Raw genomic sequence first — 21,172 nt, forward strand, 5'->3', positions numbered from 1 at the left:
GGCGGCGGCCCCCCCCCCCCCCCCCACCACAGAGCCGGGGGAAGAACCGTTCGGCATCAACGAACGAACCGGTACCCCATTCCCGCTTCGGTCAGCAGATGCTCGGGATGGGCCGGGTCATCCTCGAGCTTGCGCCGCAGACTCGCGAGATACACGCGCAGATAGTTGGTCTGGGTGACGTAGGTGGGTCCCCACACCGCATGCAGGATCTCCCTCTGTCCCACGAGCTTTCCCTCATTGCGCACGAGGATCTCGAGGATGCCCCACTCCGTCGGGGTGAGGTGGACGGATGCGCCGCCGCGGGTCGCCGACTTCGCCGAGAGATCGACGACGAACGTCCCTGCGTCGACCACCGGAGATTCGAGCTTCTCCGACGTCGACGAACCCCGACGGACGGCCGCTCGCAACCTCGCCAGGAACTCCTCCATCCCAAATGGTTTGGTGACGTAGTCGTCGGCGCCGGCGTCGAGGGCGGCGACCTTGTCCGCCGCATCCGTCCTCGCCGACAACACGATCACCGGAACAGTGGTCCAGCCGCGTAGGCCCTCGAGCACGGTGAGCCCGTCGATGTCCGGGAGTCCGAGATCGAGAACGACGACCTGCGGGTTCGTCCGCGAGGCGGCGGACAGTGCGTCGGCGCCGGTGGCGGCGGTGGTCACCGCATATCCTCGCGCGTTCAGGTTGATCCGCAGGGCACGCAGCAGTTGCGGCTCGTCGTCGACGACGAGCACTCGGATACTCACGGGCGACCTCCGGCATCGGTCCGATCCGGCGACATCGGTAGGCTGACCACCATCGTCGTTCCGCCACCGGGGGTCTCGGTCGCGTCCAGCGTGCCGCCGAGGGACACCACAAACCCGCGAGCCACCGAAAGTCCCAGTCCGACACCCGAACTCGCGCCGCTCTGGTCACCGTACTGGTGGAATGCGGTGAACACCCGATCACGCTCGCCGGCCGGGATTCCGGGGCCGTGATCGGTCACCGTGATGATGCAGCGCGGATAGTCGCCGAGATCGTCCGAACCGGCGGAATCGTTGTCGGCACCCACGTGCGAACCGACCTTCACCTCTCCTCCGCCGTGTCGGACCGCATTGTCGACAAGGTTGGCCAACGCACGCTCGAGCAGTCCTGCATCGGTGTACACCCACGGCTGATCGAGCTCGACGGCGACGTTCGGGGTCGTCGGGTCGCGCCGGTACACCGCCGCCATCGCGCGGTGGACCACCTCCGCGAGGTAGGTGCGGCGGAGCTCGGGCCGAACCGCGCCCGCGGCCAGTCGAGAGGAGTCCAGGAGGTTTCCGACGAGTGCGGCCAGTTGGTCCACCGACTCCTCGACGGTCGCCAGCAGCTCTGCGGTGTCCTCCTCGCTGAAGGTGACATCCGTGCTGCGCAGGCTGGACACCGATGCCTTGGCCGCCGCGAGCGGCGTCCTCAGGTCGTGACTGACGGCGGCGAGAAGAGCTCGACGCAGTTCGTCGGCCTGGGCGATCGCCTCCGCCTCCGCGGCTTCCGCCTCCAGCCGATGACGCTGGACGACACCTGCAGCCTGAGTGGCGACCGTGGTGAGTACCCGGCGGTCGCGGCCGCTCAGGGTGGGACCGGTCAACCACAATTCGAATCGACCGTCGGGAACCGGGCAGACCGTCACCGCCTCGCGCTCGGAGGCCGGCACACCCTGGCCGACGGAGGACACCGGTTCGGCCGGACCGCGTTCCGATCTCTGCACCAGCACGACGCCCCGCTGGTCATAGGTCTCGCGGACCCGTTCGAGCAGGGAGGCGACATCCGCCCCACCGAGAACTGCACTCGAGAACACCGACAGGAGTTCGGCGTCGCGACCGGCCCGCTGCGCCTGCATCCGGCGAATCGTCGCCGAGTCCACCAGCGCGGCAACGGCAATCGCGATCACCAACATCACCAGGATGGTGATGAGGTTGTCCGGCTCGTTGATCGTGAAGGTGAAACGAGGGTCGGTGAAGAAGTAGTTCAGCAGCAGTCCCGACACCACCGCCGACAGCGCGGCCGGACCGATTCCGCCCAGCAGGGACACCGCAAGAACCGCAACAAAGAACAGTGCGGACTCACTGGCGAAGCCGAGCCAACGGTCGAGAAAGGCCAGCGCGCCGGCCACCACGACCGGCACCGCGACGGCGGCCACCCAACTCACCGGCCGATGGAATCGGGTGTGCCGGATGTCGAGCCGATTGCGCTTGCGCGTCTCCTCGTGGGTCACCATGTGGACGTCGATCCGGCCACTCTCACGGACGACGTTGGACCCGACACCCTCGTCGAGAATCCGTTGCCACCGCGGCCTCCTCGACGTACCCAGCACGAGCTGGGTAGCGTTGACCCCCCGGGCGAAATCGAGCAGCGCCGTCGGGATGTCGTCGCCGACGACGGTGTGGATCTTCGCGCCGAAGCCTGCGGCCAACTGTCGCAGAGCTGCCAGGTCCGTCGGCACGTCGTCCGCGAGGCCATCCCCACGAACCACATGCACGACAACGAGTTCCGCACTGGACCGCGACGCGATGCGACTCGCACGGCGTAGCAGCGTCGCAGATTCCGGCCCACCGGTGACGGCCACGACCACCCGCTCTCGGGCCTCCCAGGTCTCGGTGATCGCATGTGCCGCGCGATAATCGGCGAGATTGTCATCGACCTGATCGGCGAGCCACAGCAGCGCGAGTTCCCGCAGAGCGGTGAGGTTGCCCTGCCGGAAGTAGTTCACCAGCGCGCCGTCGATCCGACCCTCCGGATACACCTTCCCCACCGCGAGCCGTTGCCGGAGCGCCTGGGGCGCGATGTCTACCAGCTCGATCTGGTCGGCGGTCCGGACGACGTCATCGGGCACGGTTTCGCGTTGTGTCACACCGGTGATCTGGGCGACGACGTCATTCAGACTCTCGAGGTGCTGGATGTTGATCGTCGAGAGGACATCGATACCGGCATCCCGCAGGACCTCGATGTCCTGCCAGCGCTTGGCGTTCGGCATCCCGGGCGCGTTGGTGTGTGCGAGCTCGTCGACGAGCGCCACCTGAGGCTTCCGGGCGAGAACGGCATCGAGGTCCATCTCCTCGAGGACGGTGCCCCGATACTCCACCCGCCGTCGATCGACGACCTCGAATCCCTCCACCAGGGCCGCCGTGGCCACTCGGCCGTGCGACTCGACCACGGCGACAACGACATCGACACCCTCGTCGACGAGCACCCGAGCGGTGGCAAGCATCTCGTACGTCTTGCCCACGCCCGGCGCGCATCCCAGGAAGACCTCCAGTCGCCCCCGGGCATCACCTGCCGTGGCCATGTCGACCAGTGTATCCGCCGGTTCGACGACCGAGCGTCATCGCGGACACGACGGCGCCGTGTGGCCGAGCGCGAGGTTCACCTCGAGGACGTTCACGCGCGGCTGCCCCAGGAACCCCAGTTGGCGGCCGCTGGTGTGTTCGTCGATGATCCGCTCGATCTCCGCAGGCGGCCGCTGGTTCTCCCGCGCCAGCCGTGGAACCTGCAGCTGCGCATACTCCGGGCTGATGTCGGGATCGAGACCCGAGCCGGAACCCGTGACGGCATCGGTGGGTACCGCCGACGGTGCGACGCCTTCCCGCACGGCGATCGTCGAGCGACGTTTCTCGATCCACTCGAGCAGATCCTCGTTGTTGGGCCCCTTGTTGCTCGCCGCTGATGCCGCCGGATCGCCGGTGGCCATCGGGTCGTCGGCCGAGCCGATGACCCGCGCGTGGAGGTATGGATCCGGTTGACCGGCCGGCACCTGCGGGTCGATCCCGATGAGCGAGGACCCCACCTCGCAGCCGCGCGCGTCGCGAACCTGGGAGCCCTCGGCCGACCCGCTGCCGATGCGCGACACCGCCCATACCGCGGACGGATAGACGACGCCGAGCACGACGGTCAGCGCGAGCAGCACGCCGACGGCGGCCACACACTGTCTCACGAATCCTGACAGAACCGTGTTCATGAGTTTCCTACCCCATTCCCGGGAGAAAGCGCACCACGAGGTCGATCAGCCAGATTCCGAGGAACGGCGTGATCACACCTCCGATGCCGTAGATGAGCAGATTGCGTCCCAACAACCGCGATGCCGACGACGGGCGGTACCGGACACCACGGAGCGACAACGGGATCAGCGCGACGATGATCAGCGCGTTGAAGACCACCGCCGACACGATGGCCGACTGTGCCGAGTGCAGACGCATGATGTTCAGCGCGTCCAGCTGCGGGTAGATCACGCTGAACAAGGCGGGCAGGATGGCGAAATATTTGGCGAGGTCGTTCGCCAGCGAGAACGTCGTCAGCGCGCCACGGGTGATCAACAGCTGCTTGCCGATGGCGACGACGTCGATCAGCTTGGTCGGATCCGAGTCGAGGTCGACCATGTTGCCGGCTTCCTTGGCCGCCGAGGTACCGGTGTTCATCGCGAGTCCGACATCGGCCTGCGCCAAGGCCGGCGCATCGTTGGTGCCGTCTCCTGTCATCGCGACGAGGCGCCCACCGGACTGGTCCTTGCGGATCAGCGCCAGTTTGTCCTCGGGGGTCGCCTCGGCGACGAAGTCGTCCACACCTGCCTCGGCGGCGATCGCCTGTGCGGTGAGCGGGTTGTCGCCGGTCACCATCACGGTCCGGATGCCCATCGCCCGCATCTGTGCGAAGCGTTCGGCCATACCGGGTTTCACGACGTCGGACAGCTGGATGACCCCGAGCACCCGCGTCCCGTCGCCGTCGGCAACCTGTTTCGCACCGCCGACACCACGAACCGCGACCACCAGAGGCGTTGCCCCGCCCGACGACACGCGCTCGACCTCGTGGAGGACCGACTCCGGAACGGTTCCTGCGTGGGCGGACACCCACCGCGCGACCGCATCGGCGGCACCCTTACGGTATTCGACGACGCGTCCGTCACGGCCGGTGCGGTCGACGCCACTCATCCGTGTCTCCGCGGTGAACGGGACCGTCGTGAACTCGGGGTGGGCATTCGACCGTGTGGCATCCCGCAGCGCCGCATCGACCGGTTCGACGCCATAGGAGTCCAGGCACAGGTCGACGATGCTCCGCCCTTCGGGGGTGTCGTCGGCGAGACTGCATCGATAGGCGACGGTGGCCAGTTCCTCGGTGGTCACTCCGGGTGCGCCGAGGAGGTCCGTGGCGCGGCGGTTGCCGAAGGTGATCGTGCCCGTCTTGTCCATCAGCAGCGTGTCGATGTCGCCGGCCGCCTCGACCGCCCGGCCCGACATGGCGAGCACATTGCGCTGGACGAGGCGATCCATCCCGGCGATGCCGATCGACGACAGCAACGCGCCGATGGTCGTCGGGATGAGGCAGACGAGCAGCGCGATCAGTTTGATCGGATCGGGCGACTGTCCGGCATAGTGCTGCATCGGTCCGACCGCGACGACGGCCAGCAGGAAGATGATCGTGAGGCTGGTGAGCAGGATGTCGAGGGCGATCTCGTTCGGCGTCTTCTTTCGTGATGCACCCTCGACGAGCGTGATCATCCGGTCGACGAAGGTCTCGCCGGGCGCGGTGGTGATCCGCACGATGATGCGGTCCGACAGTACGACCGTGCCACCTGTCACCGCCGATCGGTCCCCTCCGGATTCCCGCACCACAGGCGCGGATTCGCCGGTGATCGCCGATTCATCGACCGTGGCGATGCCCTCGACCACGTCCCCGTCTCCGGCGATCACCTCACCGGCCTCGGCCGCGATGAGATCGCCGATCCGGAGATCGCTGCCCGCGATCTCCCGGATGGTCCCGTCCTCGTCGATGCGCCGGGCCACTGTGTCGCGCTTGACCTTCCGAAGACTGTCTGCCTGCGCCCTACCGCGGCCTTCGGCAACCGCCTCGGCCAGATTGGCGAACACGACGGTGAACCACAGCCATGCCGCGACCGTCCAGGCGAACCAGGAAGGCTGCCAGATGGCCAGCACCGTGGTCACCACGGCACCGAGATACACGACGAACATGACGGGGTTGCGGGCCTGCGCTCGTGGGGTGAGCTTCCGGATGGCTTGCGGGAGAGACGTGATCAGCGCTCGCACGTCGAACGCTCCTGTGGTCACGAGAGCTGCGGGGTCGCGATCGTCGACGTCCGACCCTTCGTGACGCTCCGCTGACGCTCCGCTCCTCAGGGATCGAACGGTAAGGCTGCGAGCATCCCCCGCCGCCTGAGGAGCGGGCTTGCGGGCGTCACGAAGGGACCGCTCCGAATCATGCACTGTCACAACACTGCCTCTGCAATCGGTCCCAGCGCCATCGCCGGGAAGAAGGTGAGTCCGGCGACCAGCAGGATGGTGCCGACGAGCAAGGCGCCGAACATCATTCCGTGGGTCGGGAGTGTGGAGGGATCGTCGGCGGGGCGGCCGGCGCGCGTCTGGGTCCGCTCGGCAAGCGCCACCGAGCCCGAACTGCCTCCGCGATCGACGCTGTCGGAGTCGCCGACGACGACCGCGGTCTCCACGTCTGCCTCCCGAACCCTCGGCCGCTGCTTCGCCAGCAGGCCGGCGAGAGCGAGGACGACCACGATCGGCAGGAACCGGCCGAGCAGCATCGCGACGCCCAACGATGTCTGGAACCAGTCGCTGGTGACCGTCAGACCGCCGAACGCACTGCCGTTGTTGTTGGCTGCCGACGTGTAGGCGTACAAGACCTCACTGAACCCGTGGATCGATCCCGGAGTGCCGGGGTCACCGGAGTTCCCTTGGAAACCCGTGGTGGAACCGAGGATCACCGAGATGGCGGTCCCGGCGAGCACGAGCGCCGGCATCACCAGCACATACAGTGCCGCCATGGTGATCTCGCGCTGACCGATCTTCTTACCGAGGAACTCCGGCGACCGTCCGACGAGGAGCCCGCCCACGAACACCGTGATCACCGCCATCACGAGGATGCTGTAGAGCCCCGCGCCCACCCCTCCGGGCGCGACCTCGCCGAGCAACATGTTCCAGATCAGCGCGCCACCACCGGCGGCCGAGAAGCTGTCGTGTGCGGAATTGACCGCTCCGGTGGATGTTCCGGTGGTGGATACCGCGAACAGAACCGAGGCCGGAATGCCGAACCGCTGCTCCTTGCCCTCCATCATTCCGCCGGCAGCCACGGAAGCAGCACCGTCGGTGCGGGATTCGAAGATCCATACGACCGCGAGCATCGCGGTCCAGATGGTGGCCATCACGCCCAGCAGCGTGATGCCCTGGCGCCGGTCACCGACCAAAGTGCCATAGGTCCGCGTCAGACACACCGGGATGAGAAGGAGTGCGAGTATCTCCACGACATTGGACAACGGTGTCGGATTAGAGAACGGGTGAGCGGAGTTCGCCGACAGGGCACCACCACCGTTGGTGCCGATCTCCTTGATGGCCTCCTGCGAGGCGAACGGGCCGACAACACCGTGCGCGTCCTGCCCGGTCAGGGTGGTGAAGTCGAATCCCGAGCGGAACGACTGGACCACCCCCTGAGTCAGGAGGATGAAGGCGACGATGACACTCAACGGCAGCAGTATCCGGACGACTCCACGGACCAGATCCACCCAGAAGTTCCCGATCTGGCCGCTGCCGCGCCGATTCACGATGCCCCGGATGAGGGCGATCGCCACAGCCAATCCGACTGCGGCAGAGACAAAATTCTGAACCGCGAGTCCGAGCATCTGTGTCAGATTGCTCATCACGGCCTCGGGCGAGTACGACTGCCAGTTGGTGTTGGTGACAAACGAGATCGCCGTGTTGAATGCCATCCCGGGCGCCAACCCCGGCTTCCCGTCCGACCAGGGCAGCACGCCCTGAAAACGCTGTAATCCGTAGAGGAACACGAATGAGACGACCGAGAAGGCCAGGACCGCCAGGGTATAGCCGACCCACGTCTGCTGGCGACGGGGATCGATCCGGCCGGCGCGATAGAACCAGCGCTCCACGACGAGGTCCCGGCCCGAGTCGTAGACCCGGGCCATGTAGTCACCGAGGGGGACATAGAGGACGCCCAGCACGACGAGCACGAGAGCCAGCTGAAGGAAGCCGGCGGCTGTCACGGACACGGCTCAGAACCTTTCCGGGAAGATCAGCGCCGTCAGGAGATAGATGACGACGGCCGCGGCGAGCACGAGGAGGACGACGTTCTCCACGCCGTCGGCGGTCATCGGTTCGTCCTCGAGTCGACGGCGCGCACGGTCACGAGGCATACGACGAACCCCGCACCGGCCGCGACCACATACAGCAGGTCAGCCACTTCCACTCCCGATCTCTCCGGTTGCCGATCACATCGGCGCGCGCAGCACTCACCACGCGGCACGACACAGGATCACTCGGGAAATCGACCTCGCCGGTGTTCTTAACGCGATCCATACGCGGCTCGGCGAAGTCTTGTCACGGCTTTTGCACTCGCCGTGCAGCTCGTCAAGATGACGTCACAATCGCTTGCGCGGGTACACAGATCACGTCGAGAAGCGCGGTGGCCCGGGCGGATCGGAGTACGCCTGAAGCATGAGCGACGCGACGATCGGACACCACGGCGGATCACACTGACGACCATCACTCGAGCTCCCCGCACCTGGGGCCGCGTCCTGAGCGGTCCGGACACGTGGGGAATGCTGCGGGTCGGGTACGCGCGTCATTGGGCGCAGTACCGTGTGACTGTCTTCCCGCCGGGAATCAACGACCACGAGCGGATCCGGCTACGCACCCGAATGGCCGCACCCATCTGGGGCCTGTTGCTGTGGCTCGCCGTCTGGACCGTGGTCGCCGCGATGGGCGTCGGCCACGCGGTGTCGATCCCGGTCAGCATCGTGATCACCGCCGCCGTCGTCGCGCGATCGGCGGCTGCCGCGTCGCCCACCCGACGATTGGTCCGCCAGATGACGGTATGGACGGGTGATGGTGAGGAGCCGACGTCGTCGAGTGAGCGCGACCGACTGCTACGCATGGTCGACCTGCTCCGGCACACCGATTCCGACCCCCGGGCGGGCCGGATCGGCCCCGTCGAGCACGAGGCGGTGTGGGCGCGCTGTTACGCCGAGCTGGATGGGTGAGAGATCAGGCCGTCGTGCCGGCTGCGGTGATGGCGATCCCGACGGTGCCGCTCTTGCCTCGTCGGATCACTGAAGCCTTCACGAGCAGCTTGCCGAGCAGTCCGTACTTGCGACCGATCAGTCGGCGAGCACGCTCGGTTCCCGCGGCGTCCAGGATCTCGGCGGTCCCCTCGACGACGGCGCCATGGGTCTTCTTGCCGCGTGCGTCACAGGCCTGCACGGTCACACGCGGATTGTTGCGCAGCCGCTTGACCTTCCACGATTCCGCCTCGGTCCACACGACGAGCCGGCCATCGTCGTCGAGGGCGGCCCAGATCGGTGTCGGCTTCGGCGTCCCGTCCTTGCGGAAGGTCGTCAGCTCGATGTACTTGGCGTCGGTGGCTTCTCCGAAGGGCGCACTCGTGGCGGACATGTCCGTCAGGCTACGCGAGAGTCAGGCCACGCGGGAGAACAGTGACTGTCCGCTGGTGTGCGGTAGTGATTCGGCGACCAGACCCGCCTCCGACAAGGCCGCCCACGCGGTGACCTGATTCGCCGACAACACCGGTTTGCCCAGCTCGGCCTCCATCATCCCGAGGATCTCGTAGGTCCACAGGTTGGTGCAGGAGACGAAGATCGCCTCGGCGTCGGGATGGTCGGCCGACCGGATCAGATCGCAGGTGACCGCGTACGGGATCGTCCAGATCTCGTGATCGCGGCCCAGGCCGGCGTTCGACACCACGGTCCGGCCCGCCTCGCCGAGGAAGTCGCACAGCAGCCCGGTCAGCGCGGACGTGTACGGCGTCGCGACGGCGATCCGCCCGACGCCCATCACGTCGAGAGCCCGCACCAATGCCTCCGATGTGGTCACCGCGGCCTGCGCCCCGGCCGAGAGCATACAGTTCGACAGTTCCCTCGCCCCGGTCATCCCATAGACGAAACTGCCTGACGCACAGGCATATCCGACGACGCGGGGTCCCACGGCGGTGACGCTGCGGACCGCCGCTGCGATCTCGGCGTGGTTGTTCAGGTCGCGGCAGAGGTCGACATCGACCGGTGCGTCGAGGAAGCCGGTGCGTGTGAAGTAGATCGACGCCGAGTTCGGCATCCACCGCCAGAGCTCGCGATCGAGCGCCATGTCGAACGGGCACACCATCCCGATCCCCACCTGCTGCTGGGGCACCAACGCAGTCACCCCTGCGGGCAGGTCGGCACTGTCCACCGGTTTCATGCCCGAATGATGACATATCGTCGGATTGTCAACAATCTGTGTGAGGTGACGTTTGTGTTACCGGACTGCCTCGATCGTCTCCGCAGGTCAGCGCGGAGTCCGCGCCGGGCGGGGGGCTGCCCGGGCCTCCGCCACGCGCGACCGGATCACGCACTCCACCGCGTGGTCGTTGACGATCCCGCTGGCCTGCATGAGCGCGAACATCGTCGTCGGACCGACGAACTTCCAGCCGCGCTTCTTGAGGTCCTTCGACAGGGCGATCGATTCCGGCGACGTCGTCTGCGATTGCGGTTCGGGTGCGCTCTCGGGCTCATAACGCCAGAAGTAGGCCGGCAGCGATCCCTCTCTCTCGATCAACTCGGCCGCACGCTGCGCATTGTTGATGACCGCCTCGATCTTGCCGCGATGACGGATGATCCCCGCATCGCCGAGCAGGCGCGTCACATCGGCGTCGGTGAAGCGGGCCACCTGTTCGATGTCGAAACCGGCGAAGGCCGCGCGGAAGTTCTCCCGCTTGGTGAGGATCGTGCGCCAACTCAACCCGGACTGGAAGCCTTCGAGCGCGACCCGCTCGAAGAACGCGCCGTCGCCGTCGAGCGGGAATCCCCACTCCTCGTCGTGATAGGAGGTCTCCGGTTCGACGCCGGCCCACCCGCAGCGCGTCAGGCCGTCGTCACCGGTGATCACAAACGACATGAGGGCTCCTCGGATCGGTCGGGACACCGCACAGTATCGCGGGCCCCCGACATCTGCCGAGAGCTAGGTGATCGGCATCTGCAACTCGGTCTGCCAGCGCTCCCCGGGTTCGGGATGACTCACCAGATAGACCTCGCGCGCGGTGCCGTCGGTGCGGTGACCGTTGTCCTCGATCCAGGTCGCCAGGGCCTGATAGCCCTCCCCGACGTCGACCATCTCTCCGTGATGGACATAGCAGGCGGCGGCGTCGATGCCGGGCAGTGTCACGGCGTCCAGACCGTCGATGACCGCGTCGTCGCCGACGGTGCAGGCCGCGGTCACGGTGAGTGCGCCGTCGGCGATGGGCGCGTAGGTGGCGACGATCGGTCCCGCCGGTTCGACGCCGGCGGCGCCCAGCGCGGCGAAGAGTCGGCCGAACAGACCTTGGATGACCGGCCCGACGTCTTCGTTGTTGTTGCTCGCGGCTTCGCCGGACACTGTCGCAACCCGCAGCGGGGCAACGGACTTGACGACAACGGATGTAGTGCTCATGGCGCCTTCCCTCTCGATCATCCGGAGTCTCGCCTCGATGCGGCCGAGCCGGTCCGACTCGACCGCGATCTGCGCTTCCACCTGCGCCTTGCGCAGGCGTAGCATCCCGCGCAGTTCGGCGGTGTCGATGTCGGCGTCGATGATCCGGCCGACCTCGGCCAGCGTGAAGCCCAGATCCTTCAGCGCCATCACGCGGTTGAGGCGACGCAGTTGATCCGCCTCGTAGTAGCGGTAGCCGCTGAACTCGTCGACGCGGGCCGGCTGCAGCAGTCCGATCGAGTCGTAGTGCCGCAGCATTCGGACCGACACCCGACCCATCGTGGCGAAATCTCCGATGGTGAACATGACACGATCACACTCCTGCCTCCCACGGTGTCAGGGTCAACACCGTCGCACGGTTCGTGGGCCCGCAGAACGAGCGACACCGGATCGACATCGCAACCGAATCGTCGTCGCGGGTCACGAATCGGTCTCCGCATCGATATCGGCCACCCACCCACCGACCCGAACGCACGTACGGTGCGAGTATGAGCGCCCGCTGCGATGGAAGTACCACGAGCGCGGACACCGGATCGGGTTACCTGCCCATCGCCGACCACGGCGTGATCGGCGATCTGCGCACCGCCGCGGTCATCGGCATCGATGGGCGGATCGACTGGTTCTGCTGTCCGCGCTTCGACTCCCCGAGTGTGTTCGGCTCCTTGCTCGATGCGGAGAAGGGCGGGTCGTGGACGGTCGAACAGCTCGACGGCGACGTCACGACCCGACAGTTCTACCTGCCCGACTCGAACGTGCTGGTGACCCGCTTCATGAGCGACGACGGTGTCGCCGAGGTCCAGGACCTCATGCCGATCGCGCGGCCGCACGACACCGATCACCGCACCCGCATCGTCCGACGGTTCATCTGCATCCGCGGCGACGTCCGATTCCGCGTGCAGATGAGCCCACGTTTCGACTACGGCCGCGCCCGGCACACTCTTGACATCGGGGGCACCGGGAGCCTCGTGTTCAGCACCGACGATTTCGATCTGCATGTGGCATCCGAGACCGGGTGGGAGAAGGTCGACGACGGTGACGCCGAGACCACCTTCACCCTGACAGCCGGTGAATGCACCACGATCGTTGCCGCACCCGAGCCGATCAGCGACGACTGTTACGGCCACGACAGCGACCCCGCTGTCGTCTCGGCGACCGTCGCCTTCTGGCAGCAGTGGATCTCGCAGTCGACCTACACCGGCCGGTGGCGGGAGATGGTGCACCGCTCGGCGCTCGCCCTCAAACTGCTCACCCACGAGCCGACCGGCGCGGTCGTCTCCGCGGTGACGACCGGACTGCCCGAGGACATCGGTGGAGAACGCAATTGGGACTACCGCTATGTGTGGATCCGAGACACCGCCTTCACGCTGTACGCGTTGCTGCGTCTCGGGTTCCTCGACGAGGCGGCATCGTTCATGGAGTGGTTGACCTGCCGGTTCGACAACCATGCCAACAACGACGGCGACGACGACGCCGTCGACATCGGCCCGCTGCGGCTGATGTACACACTCGACGGGGACCCGCCGCCCGAGGAGACCGTGCTCGATCACTGGGAGGGATACCGCGGGTCGTCGCCGGTGGTGATCGGCAACGCGGCCGCCGGCCAGTTGCAGCTCGACATCTACGGCGAACTCGTCGACTCGGTGTATCTGTACAACAAGTACGGTCCCGGCATCTCCTATCAGTCGTGGTCGCATCTGTGCGAGGTGGCGGGGTGGCTCGTCGACAACTGGGACCAGCCCGATCGCAGCATCTGGGAAGTCCGTTCGGAGCCACAGGATTATGTGTTCTCACGGCTCATGTCGTGGGTGGCTCTCGAACGGATGATCCGGATGTCGCGGCAGCGCGGACTGCCCGGGGACATCGCTGGATGGATGCGAGCACGCGACGAGATCTTCGCGCAGATCATGGATCGCGGGTGGAACGATGACCTCGGCGCATTCGTCCAGACCCTCGACTCCGATCGGCTCGACGCCTCGTTGCTGCTCATCCCCGCCGTGAAGTTGTTGGCGCCCACTGACGATCGGTTCCAGAGCACCCTGCGCGCCTTCGAAAAGGATCTCGTCAGCGACACCCTCGTATTCCGGTACGACACCTCCGACGGCCACGATGGACTCGACGGATCGGAGGGAACGTTCTCGCTGTGTACGTTCTGGTACGTCGAGGCCCTGACCCGGTCCGGACGCCTCGCCGACGCTCGCCTCGCGCTCGAGAAGATGTTCACCCACGCCAATCACCTGGGCCTCTACACCGAGCAGATCGGCCTGACCGGGGAGCAACTCGGCAATCTGCCGCAGGCGTTCACCCATCTGTCGCTGATCAGCGCCGCCATCAATCTGGATCGGCGACTCGGCGACTGAGGGGGCCGTTATCACCCCGTTATCCGAGTTGCGATCGCGTCGCACCTGCCCTGGTGACACGGCCGACGGGGTTTCCTGCCGATAACGTCGGGGAAAGCGCCGATGGTGAACATCTCGTCCGGGCGCAGGGGTCTGAGGATACGAGGCGGGTGGACAGATGACAGTTCTCGACCGACCACTCTCGACGGACCTGTTCGCACCGGCTGACCCCATGCGCGAACTCGCCGAGTTGTTGACCCGCATTGCGTGCGGTGACCAGGCCGCGTTCGCGCGATTCTACGACCTCACGTGCGCTCGGGTCTACGGCATGGCCCTGCGGGTCCTGCGCGACGCGGGATACAGCGAGGAGGCGACACAGGAGGTCTACCTCCAGGTGTGGCGGTCGGCGGCGGGCTTCGACCCACGTTCGGGTTCTGCCCTGTCCTGGCTCATCACGATGACCCATCGCCGCGCCGTCGACCGCGTCCGCTCCGAGGCCGCGTCCAGCCGGCGATCGACCTGGTACGGGATCACCACCATCCGCCGGCCCGGCGATGACGTCGGCGAGATCGTCGAAGCCCGCGAACGTGACCAGGTCGTCCGCGACGGACTCGGCGTGCTGACGGATCTGCAGCGGGAATCGGTGGAACTGGCCTATTTCCAAGGACTCTCGTATCGCGAGGTGGCCGAGCGTCTCGGTGTCGCACTGCCGACCGTCAAGTCCCGGATCCGCGACGGGATGCGTCGCCTCCGCGCCCACGTCGCGCCGCTGTCGGCGTGAGGGTCCGCTCAGACCCGACCCCTACCCTGGAATCGTGACCCCGCACGAGTACGTCCTCAACTCTCCGGACACCTTCATCACCGACGCGCTGCGCGGATTCCTCGCCGCCAATCCGTCGATCTCCTGGGAGCCCGATCCCGGATTCCTGCATCGACGCCGTGCACCGGATGCGCCGCGGGTCGGGGTCATCTCGGGCGGCGGGACGGGTCACGAGCCGATGCACGCGGGCCTCATCGGCGACGGCATGATCGACGCCGCCTGTCCGGGCCTCGTGTTCACCTCGCCCAACGCGCTGCAGGTCACGGGTGCGACGCGATGGGCCGACCAGGGTCAGGGCGTCCTACACATCGTCAAGAACTACACCGGCGACGTGATGAACTTCCGGATCGCCCGCCACCTGCTGCGCGACGAGGTTGCGACCGATCATGTGCTCGTCGACGACGACGTCGCCACCGAATCGGAGTCGGGACCGGGCCGTCGCGGCACCGGAGCCACCATCATTGTCGAAAAGGTCTGCGGCGCAGCCGCTGCGCGCGGTGACGACCTTCCACAGGTCGCCGAAATCGGGCGCCGGACGGCGCAGAACTCACGCAGCTTCGCCGTCGCCTATCGCGCATGCACCATCCCTGGCGCCACCGGGCCCACCTTCGATCTCGAGGCAGACGAGATGGAGTTCGGCGTCGGCATCCACGGTGAGGCCGGGGAGGACCGCACCGCGCGTGTGGCCGCTTCGGAGTTGGTGGGGCGGATGCTCGACCGCATCGCGGACTCCCTGGCCCTGACCGCGGGTGAGCGGATGCTGTGCCTGGTCAACGGGCTGGGTTCGGCTCATCCGCTGGAACTGTCACTCGTGTTCGGCGAGGTGGTGTCGAATCTCGACGCACGAGATGTCGTCGTCGAGCGTTCGATGGTCGGCACGTTCGTCACCGCCCTGGACATGGCCGGCTTCTCGATCACCCTCGTCCGACTCGACGACGAGACGCTCGACCTGTTCGACGCCGACACGACGGCACCGGCGTGGCCGGCCCGCATCGGGCGAGGTCCGGCGCGGGTCTCCGAGGTCACCTTTGCCGAGCCGGATGACGCCGCCGACGACGGGCCGGAAGCACCGTGGTTGTCGGCGTTCATCCGCCGCGTCCGTGACGCGATCGACGAGCTGACCGCATTGGATCAGCAGGCCGGTGACGGCGACTTCGGTGCCAACATGACAGCGACACTCGACCACTTCGATCTGCCGGTACGTGGTTCCGACGCCGACGTCCTCCGCGCAATCAGCACCTCGTTCCTGGTGCGGGCGGGCGGCACGTCCGGGGCGGTGTTCGGAGTCCTGTTCCGTCACCTCGCGACGGCGTTCTCCGCCTCCGACGACATCGCCGGCGCACTGCGCGATGGAACCGCCGCAGCGCTGGCAGAGATCCAGGATCTCGGCGGCGCCGATGTCGGCGACAACACGATGGTCGACGCGCTGGCACCTGCGTCCGACGCCCTCACCGAGGGTAAGTCGCTGTCAGCGGTCGCCGACGACGCGGAAGCGGGGGCCGAATCCACCCGCCACACAACGGCATCCAAGGGACGTGCGAGCTACGTCGGGGAGAACGCGCGCGGCGTCGTCGACCCGGGCGCCCTCGTCACCGGATGGCTGTACCGGGCCGCTGCCGAGTAGTCGCGGGTCGAGTAGCCACGAGGAACGACGCCCCCGTACCGCTGGTCGAGCAGGCACGAGCGCAGCGAGGCGGCGTATCGAGACCCACCTCACTGCCCGTCCGCGGTCCCCTCACTCCCGCCGACGGCGTGATCACCCTCGTTCGGGTCGTTGGTGTCCGCGGCGGCCTCGTAGACCTTCTTCTCCTCCGCGATGCGGTCGGTCTCGCCGATCTCGTCCTGCGGCTGACGTTCCCAGACCGAGCGATTCTCCTCGCGATCGCTCGGCAGGTCGGGATCATGGCGCGCGCCTGATGTGTCGGTCATGCCTCCACTATGCCGGTCCGGACGCGGTTCGGGTCGGCTTCGCGTTGTCGGCGCCGGATGCCACCATCGTCCTCATGACGACCACCTCCCGGCCGGTACCCCCGATGAACGACGACGAACGCGCCACGTTGGCGGGTTGGCTGGACTTCTACCGCGCCACACTCGCCCAGAAGTGCGACGGGCTCCACGACGCCCCATTGCGCACGGCCTCGGTGGCACCGTCGGAACTCACCCTGCTCGGGCTGCTCCAACACATGGCCGAGGTCGAGCGCAATTGGTTTCGCCGCGTCCTGATCGGCGAGGACATCGGTCCGGTCTATGTCGACGAGAACGCATCCGAGGGACATGACGGCGGTTTCACCCTCACCGACGACTCGTCGTATCGCGGCGCCATCGGCGCCTGGGATGCGGAGGTCGTGCGGGCGCGCGAGAACTGTGCGTCCCGAGAACTGCAGGACACCAGCACGTTTCGTGGTGGCGAGGTGAGCCTCCGATGGATCTACCTGCACATGATCGCCGAGTACGCCCGCCATTGCGGTCATGCGGACCTGATCCGCGAACGCATCGACGGCGCCACCGGGGTGTGACGACAGCAATCGTCCCCGAGGGGTGGCGCCGAGGGGACACCCCTCGGACCGCCCTCTCGGGGACGATTCTGGTCATCAGATCAGCCGAGCACCAACGACTCTCCGTCGGCCCCGACGTTCACCGGCACGACGTCACCGTCGTGGATGTCGCCGGACAGCAACGCCTTCGCGAGCTGATCGCCGATCGCCTGCTGCACCAGGCGGCGCAGCGGCCGCGCGCCGTACAGCGGATCGAAACCACGCTCGGCCAGCCATTCCTTGGCCTTCGGCGTCACCTCGAGTTCGAGTCGGCGTTGCGCCAGACGCTTGCCCAGCTGCGCGAGCTGGATGTCGACGATGGACACCAGTTCCTCCGGGCTCAGCGCATCGAAGATCACCACGTCGTCGAGCCGGTTGATGAACTCCGGCTTGAACGCCGCCCGGACCGCCGCCATCACCTGGTCCTTGTCGCCACCCGAACCGAGATTCGAGGTGAGGATGAGGATGGTGTTGCGGAAGTCGACCGTTCGTCCCTGACCGTCGGTCAGACGCCCCTCGTCGAGCACCTGCAGCAAGACGTCGAACACGTCCGGGTGCGCCTTCTCGACCTCGTCGAACAGCACCACCGTGTATGGACGTCGCCGTACCGCCTCTGTCAGCTGTCCGCCGGATTCGTAGCCCACGTAACCTGGAGGGGCACCGACCAGTCGTGCGACGCTGTGCTTCTCGCCGTACTCGCTCATGTCGATGCGGACCATCGCGCGCTCGTCGTCGAACAGGAACTCCGCCAACGCCTTCGCGAGCTCGGTCTTACCGACACCGGTCGGCCCGAGGAACAGGAACGAACCCAGCGGCCGATTCGGGTCGGCGACACCGGCACGAGCACGACGGACCGCGTCGGACACCGCTTGCACCGCGTCCTTCTGGCCGATGACCCGGTGTCCGAGTTCGTCTTCCATGCGCAGCAGCTTGGCGGTCTCACCTTCCAGCATGCGTCCAGCGGGGATGCCGGTCCACGCCGACACGACCTGCGCGACGTCGTCCGGTCCGACCTCCTCCTGGAGCATCACGTCCTGGTCCGGATCGGCGCCGGTCTTCTCCAACGCCGCGGCCAACTCCTTCTCCAGCGCGGGGATCTTCCCGTACCGCAGCTCGGCCGCACGTCCGAGATCGCTCTCACGCTCGGCCCGATCCGCCTCTCCACGAAGCCTTTCCAGCTCTTCCTTGACGTCACGGACCGCGTCGATGGCCGTCTTCTCCGACTGCCATCGGGCCGAGAGCTCGTTGAGCTTCTCCTTCTGGTCGGCCAGTTCGCCACGCAGCTTCTCCAGCCGCTCCTTCGACGCCACGTCGGTCTCCTTCTCCAAGGCGACCTCCTCGACCTCGAGTCGACGCACGATCCGCTCGACCTCGTCGATCTCGACGGGGCGCGAGTCGATCTCCATGCGCAGCCGCGACGCGGCCTCGTCGACAAGGTCGATGGCTTTGTCCGGCAGGAAGCGCGAGGTGATGTAGCGATCCGACAGTGTGGCCGCCGACACCAGCGCGGAGTCGGTGATCCGCACGCCGTGGTGCACCTCGTAGCGGTCCTTGAGTCCGCGCAGGATGCCGATGGTGTCCTCCACCGACGGCTCCCCGACGTACACCTGCTGGAAGCGCCGCTCGAGGGCGGCGTCCTTCTCGATGTACTGGCGGTACTCCTCCAGCGTGGTGGCGCCGACCAGCCGCAGTTCGCCACGGGCGAGCATCGGCTTGATCATGTTGCCCGCATCCATCGCGGAGTCGCCGGTCGCTCCTGCGCCGACGATGGTGTGCAGCTCGTCGATGAAGGTGATGACCTGCCCGGCCGATCCCTTGATCTCGTCGAGAACCGCCTTGAGCCGCTCCTCGAACTCGCCGCGGTACTTGGCACCGGCCACCATCGATCCCAGGTCCAAAGAGATGACGGTCTTGCCGCGCAACGACTCCGGCACGTCGCCGGCGATGATGCGCTGGGCCAGACCTTCGACGATCGCCGTCTTGCCGACGCCGGGTTCACCGATGAGCACCGGGTTGTTCTTGGTGCGGCGGCTCAGCACCTGCACCACGCGACGGATCTCGGTGTCGCGACCGATCACCGGGTCGAGCTTGCCCTCGCGGGCGGCCGCGGTCAGATCGGTCGAGTACTTCTCGAGCGCCTGATAGGTCTGCTCGGGGTCGGGCGTCGTCACGCGCGCGTTGCCACGCACGGAGACGAAGGCCTCGCGCAGCGCCTGCGGGGTCGCACCCACATTGGCGAGGAGCTTGGCCGTGTCGGAGTCGCCTGTCGCCAGGCCGACGAGGATGTGCTCGGTCGACACGTACTCGTCGTCGAGTTCACCGGCCAGCTGCTGAGCTGCGGTGATCGCCGCGATCGACTCGCGGGAGAGTTGCGGCTGCGCGCTCGCGCTGGCCACCGTCGGGGCACGGTCCACCAGTCCCTGGGCCTGGGCGCGAACAGTCGACGGATCCACCCCGACCGCCTTGAGCAGCGGTGCGGCGATGCCGTCGGACTGATCGAGCAGGGCCACCAGGATGTGAGCCGGGCGCACGTCGGAGTTGCCGGCAGCGGCCGCCGCCTGCACGGCAGCACTCAACGCTGCCTGTGTCTTGGTGGTCGGATTGAAGCTGTCCACTCGCGTGTACCTTTCTCTCTGTAACGCTCTTTAGTCCACAAGGCTCAAGTATGAGCCCACAGTTTGTTCAGCGCATCCAGGGTTGAGCGTATTCCACTCAACCTTGAAGGCGAGAGTGATGTACATCACATTACGTGTCCGCACCCCTACCTACGCTCCACCGTCCGGGCCAGAATCCCGAGCGTCGCCCGGATACCCGCCTCCGGGATGATCGGAAACCGCCCGCGGATCTTTTCGTGGACCCGACTCCAGTCGTAATACGAGGTCACGCGCGTCCCTTCGTCGACGGTCTCCAACCGGTACCCGTAGCGGTGATCGAGCGGTGGCCGGACCGTTCCGGCGATGGTCCACTCGATCCAGCGACCGTCGTCGAACCCGGTGATGATGACGCGCACGTCGTATTTGCCCATCGGGAGGTCGTTGAGGGATTCCCGATCCATGTGGACGACGAACTCATCCCCCACCGCGCGTACCGGCTCGCCGTCGGCGCTCTGCAACATGCCCGAGCTGTCGATGGCGACGTGCCCCGCCGGGGAGCACAGCAGCGAGAAGATCTCCGCTCTGTCGGCCTCGATCAGCCTGGTCACCTCGAACTGCTCGGTCATACCATGTACTCCTTCGGCTCGCATCGTCAGATTCACTCCACGCTAACCACGAGGCGACGGGTCACGGAACACAATGGTCCGGGCACAACGCTGCCCGCCGACCAGAGAACGGTCGGCGGGCATTCGTGACAGAGACGTATGCGACGCGTCAGATGATGCTGACGACGAGATTCCAGATGGCGACACCCAGATTGTAGATTGCGATGATCATCGTCGGTTCCTTCACTCGGATTCAAGGTCTGTCGGCCTCGCGGCCGAACACCGATTGGACGCGACGAATCCGCGAGAATGTTCCCGAGCGCCGAGAAGAACCTACGAAAGCCTCACGCGCGCCGCAGCGCCAGCACGGGAATGGTGCGGATCCCCGCCGTCTTCGTCTCGTACTCGGCGAAACCCGGGTAGCGACTGGCCTGCTCGCCGTAGATGCGGTCGCGATCCTCGCCCGTCACCTCGGTGACATTCACGTCATACTCGTCGTCGCCGAGCTCCACGCGAGCGCTGCCGGAGTCGGTGAGGTTGTAGTACCAGGCTGGATGGGTGGGCGCCCCAGCCTTCGACGCGAAGATGTACATCGAGTCACCGTCGGCGGGCATGTACATCAACGGCGTAACACTCTGCTTGCCGGATTTGCGGCCCGTATGGTGCAGCAACACCATCGGTGCACCCTCGAACGGCCCGCCCACCTTGCCGTTGTTCTCACGGAACTCCTTGATGATCTGTGCGTTCCAGTCATCCGAATCAGCCATGGTCGATCCTCC

Annotated in this window: 19 protein-coding genes; 5 read left to right on the forward strand and 14 right to left on the reverse strand. The window is 66.6% G+C overall.

Annotation, left to right across the window (positions count from 1 at the left end):
• Positions 1 to 56 precede the first annotated feature (56 nt).
• The 6 genes from QSJ19_RS12565 to QSJ19_RS12590 all read right to left on the reverse strand — a co-directional run bounded on the left by QSJ19_RS12565 (position 57) and on the right by QSJ19_RS12590 (position 8,140).
• Complete coding sequence (locus tag QSJ19_RS12565; RefSeq protein WP_286320831.1) at positions 57 to 743, reverse strand: response regulator; 687 nt, start codon at positions 741 to 743, stop codon at positions 57 to 59.
• On the reverse strand, positions 740 to 3,304 hold the full coding sequence (locus tag QSJ19_RS12570) for a DUF4118 domain-containing protein (protein ID WP_286320834.1): 2,565 nt from the start codon (positions 3,302 to 3,304) through the stop codon (positions 740 to 742). Before QSJ19_RS12570 ends, QSJ19_RS12565 begins: the two co-directional genes overlap by 4 nt.
• Positions 3,305 to 3,340: 36 nt before the next feature.
• The gene (locus QSJ19_RS12575; protein WP_286320836.1) at positions 3,341 to 3,973 is read right to left on the reverse strand and encodes a potassium-transporting ATPase subunit C; all 633 of its coding nucleotides are present in this window, start codon (positions 3,971 to 3,973) and stop codon (positions 3,341 to 3,343) included.
• A gap of 7 nt (positions 3,974 to 3,980) precedes the next feature.
• Positions 3,981 to 6,053: a potassium-transporting ATPase subunit KdpB gene (gene kdpB / locus QSJ19_RS12580; protein ID WP_286320838.1), complete on the reverse strand. Its 2,073-nt coding sequence runs from the start codon at positions 6,051 to 6,053 to the stop codon at positions 3,981 to 3,983.
• A 179-nt stretch (positions 6,054 to 6,232) separates the two neighbouring features.
• Entirely contained in the window at positions 6,233 to 8,038 is a 1,806-nt protein-coding gene (kdpA, locus tag QSJ19_RS12585) for a potassium-transporting ATPase subunit KdpA (protein WP_286320840.1), read from the reverse strand.
• Between the two features lie 3 nt (positions 8,039 to 8,041).
• Positions 8,042 to 8,140, reverse strand: a complete 99-nt coding sequence (locus QSJ19_RS12590; RefSeq protein ID WP_286320841.1) for a potassium-transporting ATPase subunit F — start codon at positions 8,138 to 8,140, stop codon at positions 8,042 to 8,044.
• A gap of 261 nt (positions 8,141 to 8,401) precedes the next feature.
• Between QSJ19_RS12590 and QSJ19_RS26775 the strand changes: the two genes are divergently transcribed.
• Positions 8,402 to 9,028, forward strand: coding sequence for a DUF6611 family protein (locus QSJ19_RS26775; protein ID WP_353507141.1), 627 nt, complete (start codon positions 8,402 to 8,404; stop codon positions 9,026 to 9,028).
• Between the two features lie 4 nt (positions 9,029 to 9,032).
• Here QSJ19_RS26775 and QSJ19_RS12600 read toward each other — a convergent pair whose 3' ends face one another.
• The 4 genes from QSJ19_RS12600 to QSJ19_RS12615 all read right to left on the reverse strand — a co-directional run bounded on the left by QSJ19_RS12600 (position 9,033) and on the right by QSJ19_RS12615 (position 11,810).
• Entirely contained in the window at positions 9,033 to 9,440 is a 408-nt protein-coding gene (locus tag QSJ19_RS12600) for a PPOX class F420-dependent oxidoreductase (protein WP_286320845.1), read from the reverse strand.
• Between the two features lie 21 nt (positions 9,441 to 9,461).
• Positions 9,462 to 10,238 carry a maleate cis-trans isomerase family protein gene (locus QSJ19_RS12605; RefSeq protein ID WP_286320847.1) on the reverse strand — a complete coding sequence of 259 codons (777 nt, stop codon included), beginning with the start codon at positions 10,236 to 10,238 and terminating at the stop codon, positions 9,462 to 9,464.
• Positions 10,239 to 10,325: 87 nt separating this feature from the next.
• On the reverse strand, positions 10,326 to 10,934 hold the full coding sequence (locus tag QSJ19_RS12610; protein WP_286320849.1) for a DNA-3-methyladenine glycosylase I: 609 nt from the start codon (positions 10,932 to 10,934) through the stop codon (positions 10,326 to 10,328).
• 63 nt (positions 10,935 to 10,997) lie between these two features.
• On the reverse strand, positions 10,998 to 11,810 hold the full coding sequence (locus tag QSJ19_RS12615; RefSeq protein ID WP_286320852.1) for a MerR family transcriptional regulator: 813 nt from the start codon (positions 11,808 to 11,810) through the stop codon (positions 10,998 to 11,000).
• Positions 11,811 to 11,992: 182 nt separating this feature from the next.
• On the opposite strand from QSJ19_RS12615, the gene QSJ19_RS12620 reads away from it, so the two are divergent.
• From QSJ19_RS12620 to QSJ19_RS12630, 3 genes are all read left to right on the forward strand, one after another.
• Positions 11,993 to 13,861: a glycoside hydrolase family 15 protein gene (locus tag QSJ19_RS12620; protein ID WP_286320854.1), complete on the forward strand. Its 1,869-nt coding sequence runs from the start codon at positions 11,993 to 11,995 to the stop codon at positions 13,859 to 13,861.
• 157 nt (positions 13,862 to 14,018) lie between these two features.
• Positions 14,019 to 14,621: an ECF RNA polymerase sigma factor SigK gene (sigK, locus tag QSJ19_RS12625; RefSeq protein ID WP_502876154.1), complete on the forward strand. Its 603-nt coding sequence runs from the start codon at positions 14,019 to 14,021 to the stop codon at positions 14,619 to 14,621.
• A 34-nt stretch (positions 14,622 to 14,655) separates the two neighbouring features.
• A complete protein-coding gene (locus QSJ19_RS12630) occupies positions 14,656 to 16,284 on the forward strand; it encodes a dihydroxyacetone kinase family protein (RefSeq protein WP_286320855.1) in 1,629 nt (542 codons plus the stop codon).
• An 89-nt stretch (positions 16,285 to 16,373) separates the two neighbouring features.
• Here QSJ19_RS12630 and QSJ19_RS12635 read toward each other — a convergent pair whose 3' ends face one another.
• Positions 16,374 to 16,589 (reverse strand): hypothetical protein, encoded by a 216-nt coding sequence (locus tag QSJ19_RS12635; RefSeq protein ID WP_286320857.1) that lies wholly within the window; start codon positions 16,587 to 16,589, stop codon positions 16,374 to 16,376.
• 74 nt (positions 16,590 to 16,663) lie between these two features.
• On the opposite strand from QSJ19_RS12635, the gene QSJ19_RS12640 reads away from it, so the two are divergent.
• Positions 16,664 to 17,176, forward strand: coding sequence for a DinB family protein (locus QSJ19_RS12640; protein ID WP_286320859.1), 513 nt, complete (start codon positions 16,664 to 16,666; stop codon positions 17,174 to 17,176).
• A gap of 80 nt (positions 17,177 to 17,256) precedes the next feature.
• On the opposite strand, the gene clpB is transcribed toward QSJ19_RS12640, so the two are convergent.
• The 3 genes from clpB to QSJ19_RS12655 all read right to left on the reverse strand — a co-directional run bounded on the left by clpB (position 17,257) and on the right by QSJ19_RS12655 (position 21,160).
• Positions 17,257 to 19,809 (reverse strand): ATP-dependent chaperone ClpB, encoded by a 2,553-nt coding sequence (gene clpB, locus QSJ19_RS12645; protein WP_286320860.1) that lies wholly within the window; start codon positions 19,807 to 19,809, stop codon positions 17,257 to 17,259.
• Between the two features lie 146 nt (positions 19,810 to 19,955).
• A complete protein-coding gene (locus tag QSJ19_RS12650; RefSeq protein WP_286320861.1) occupies positions 19,956 to 20,414 on the reverse strand; it encodes an SRPBCC family protein in 459 nt (152 codons plus the stop codon).
• 323 nt (positions 20,415 to 20,737) lie between these two features.
• Positions 20,738 to 21,160 (reverse strand): nitroreductase/quinone reductase family protein, encoded by a 423-nt coding sequence (locus QSJ19_RS12655; RefSeq protein ID WP_286320863.1) that lies wholly within the window; start codon positions 21,158 to 21,160, stop codon positions 20,738 to 20,740.
• Positions 21,161 to 21,172: the final 12 nt, after the last annotated feature.

Origin of the sequence: Gordonia sp. ABSL11-1 (assembly GCF_030315685.1) — a bacterium.
Lineage (GTDB): Bacteria > Actinomycetota > Actinomycetes > Mycobacteriales > Mycobacteriaceae > Gordonia.

What these genes read in the sequence shown, in the direction of transcription:
- QSJ19_RS12570 (WP_286320834.1), bottom strand. Translation starts at nt 3,304, where the DNA reads ATGGCCACGGCAGGTGATGCCCGGGGGCGACTGGAGGTCTTCCTGGGA.
- QSJ19_RS12575 (WP_286320836.1), bottom strand. Translation starts at nt 3,973, where the DNA reads ATGAACACGGTTCTGTCAGGATTCGTGAGACAGTGTGTGGCCGCCGTC.
- QSJ19_RS12590 (WP_286320841.1), bottom strand. Translation starts at nt 8,140, where the DNA reads ATGACCGCCGACGGCGTGGAGAACGTCGTCCTCCTCGTGCTCGCCGCG.
- QSJ19_RS26775 (WP_353507141.1), top strand. Translation starts at nt 8,402, where the DNA reads ATGACGTCACAATCGCTTGCGCGGGTACACAGATCACGTCGAGAAGCG.
- QSJ19_RS12600 (WP_286320845.1), bottom strand. Translation starts at nt 9,440, where the DNA reads ATGTCCGCCACGAGTGCGCCCTTCGGAGAAGCCACCGACGCCAAGTAC.
- QSJ19_RS12605 (WP_286320847.1), bottom strand. Translation starts at nt 10,238, where the DNA reads ATGAAACCGGTGGACAGTGCCGACCTGCCCGCAGGGGTGACTGCGTTG.
- QSJ19_RS12610 (WP_286320849.1), bottom strand. Translation starts at nt 10,934, where the DNA reads ATGTCGTTTGTGATCACCGGTGACGACGGCCTGACGCGCTGCGGGTGG.
- QSJ19_RS12615 (WP_286320852.1), bottom strand. Translation starts at nt 11,810, where the DNA reads ATGTTCACCATCGGAGATTTCGCCACGATGGGTCGGGTGTCGGTCCGA.
- QSJ19_RS12620 (WP_286320854.1), top strand. Translation starts at nt 11,993, where the DNA reads ATGAGCGCCCGCTGCGATGGAAGTACCACGAGCGCGGACACCGGATCG.
- sigK (WP_502876154.1), top strand. Translation starts at nt 14,019, where the DNA reads ATGACAGTTCTCGACCGACCACTCTCGACGGACCTGTTCGCACCGGCT.
- QSJ19_RS12635 (WP_286320857.1), bottom strand. Translation starts at nt 16,589, where the DNA reads ATGACCGACACATCAGGCGCGCGCCATGATCCCGACCTGCCGAGCGAT.
- QSJ19_RS12640 (WP_286320859.1), top strand. Translation starts at nt 16,664, where the DNA reads ATGACGACCACCTCCCGGCCGGTACCCCCGATGAACGACGACGAACGC.
- QSJ19_RS12650 (WP_286320861.1), bottom strand. Translation starts at nt 20,414, where the DNA reads ATGACCGAGCAGTTCGAGGTGACCAGGCTGATCGAGGCCGACAGAGCG.
- QSJ19_RS12655 (WP_286320863.1), bottom strand. Translation starts at nt 21,160, where the DNA reads ATGGCTGATTCGGATGACTGGAACGCACAGATCATCAAGGAGTTCCGT.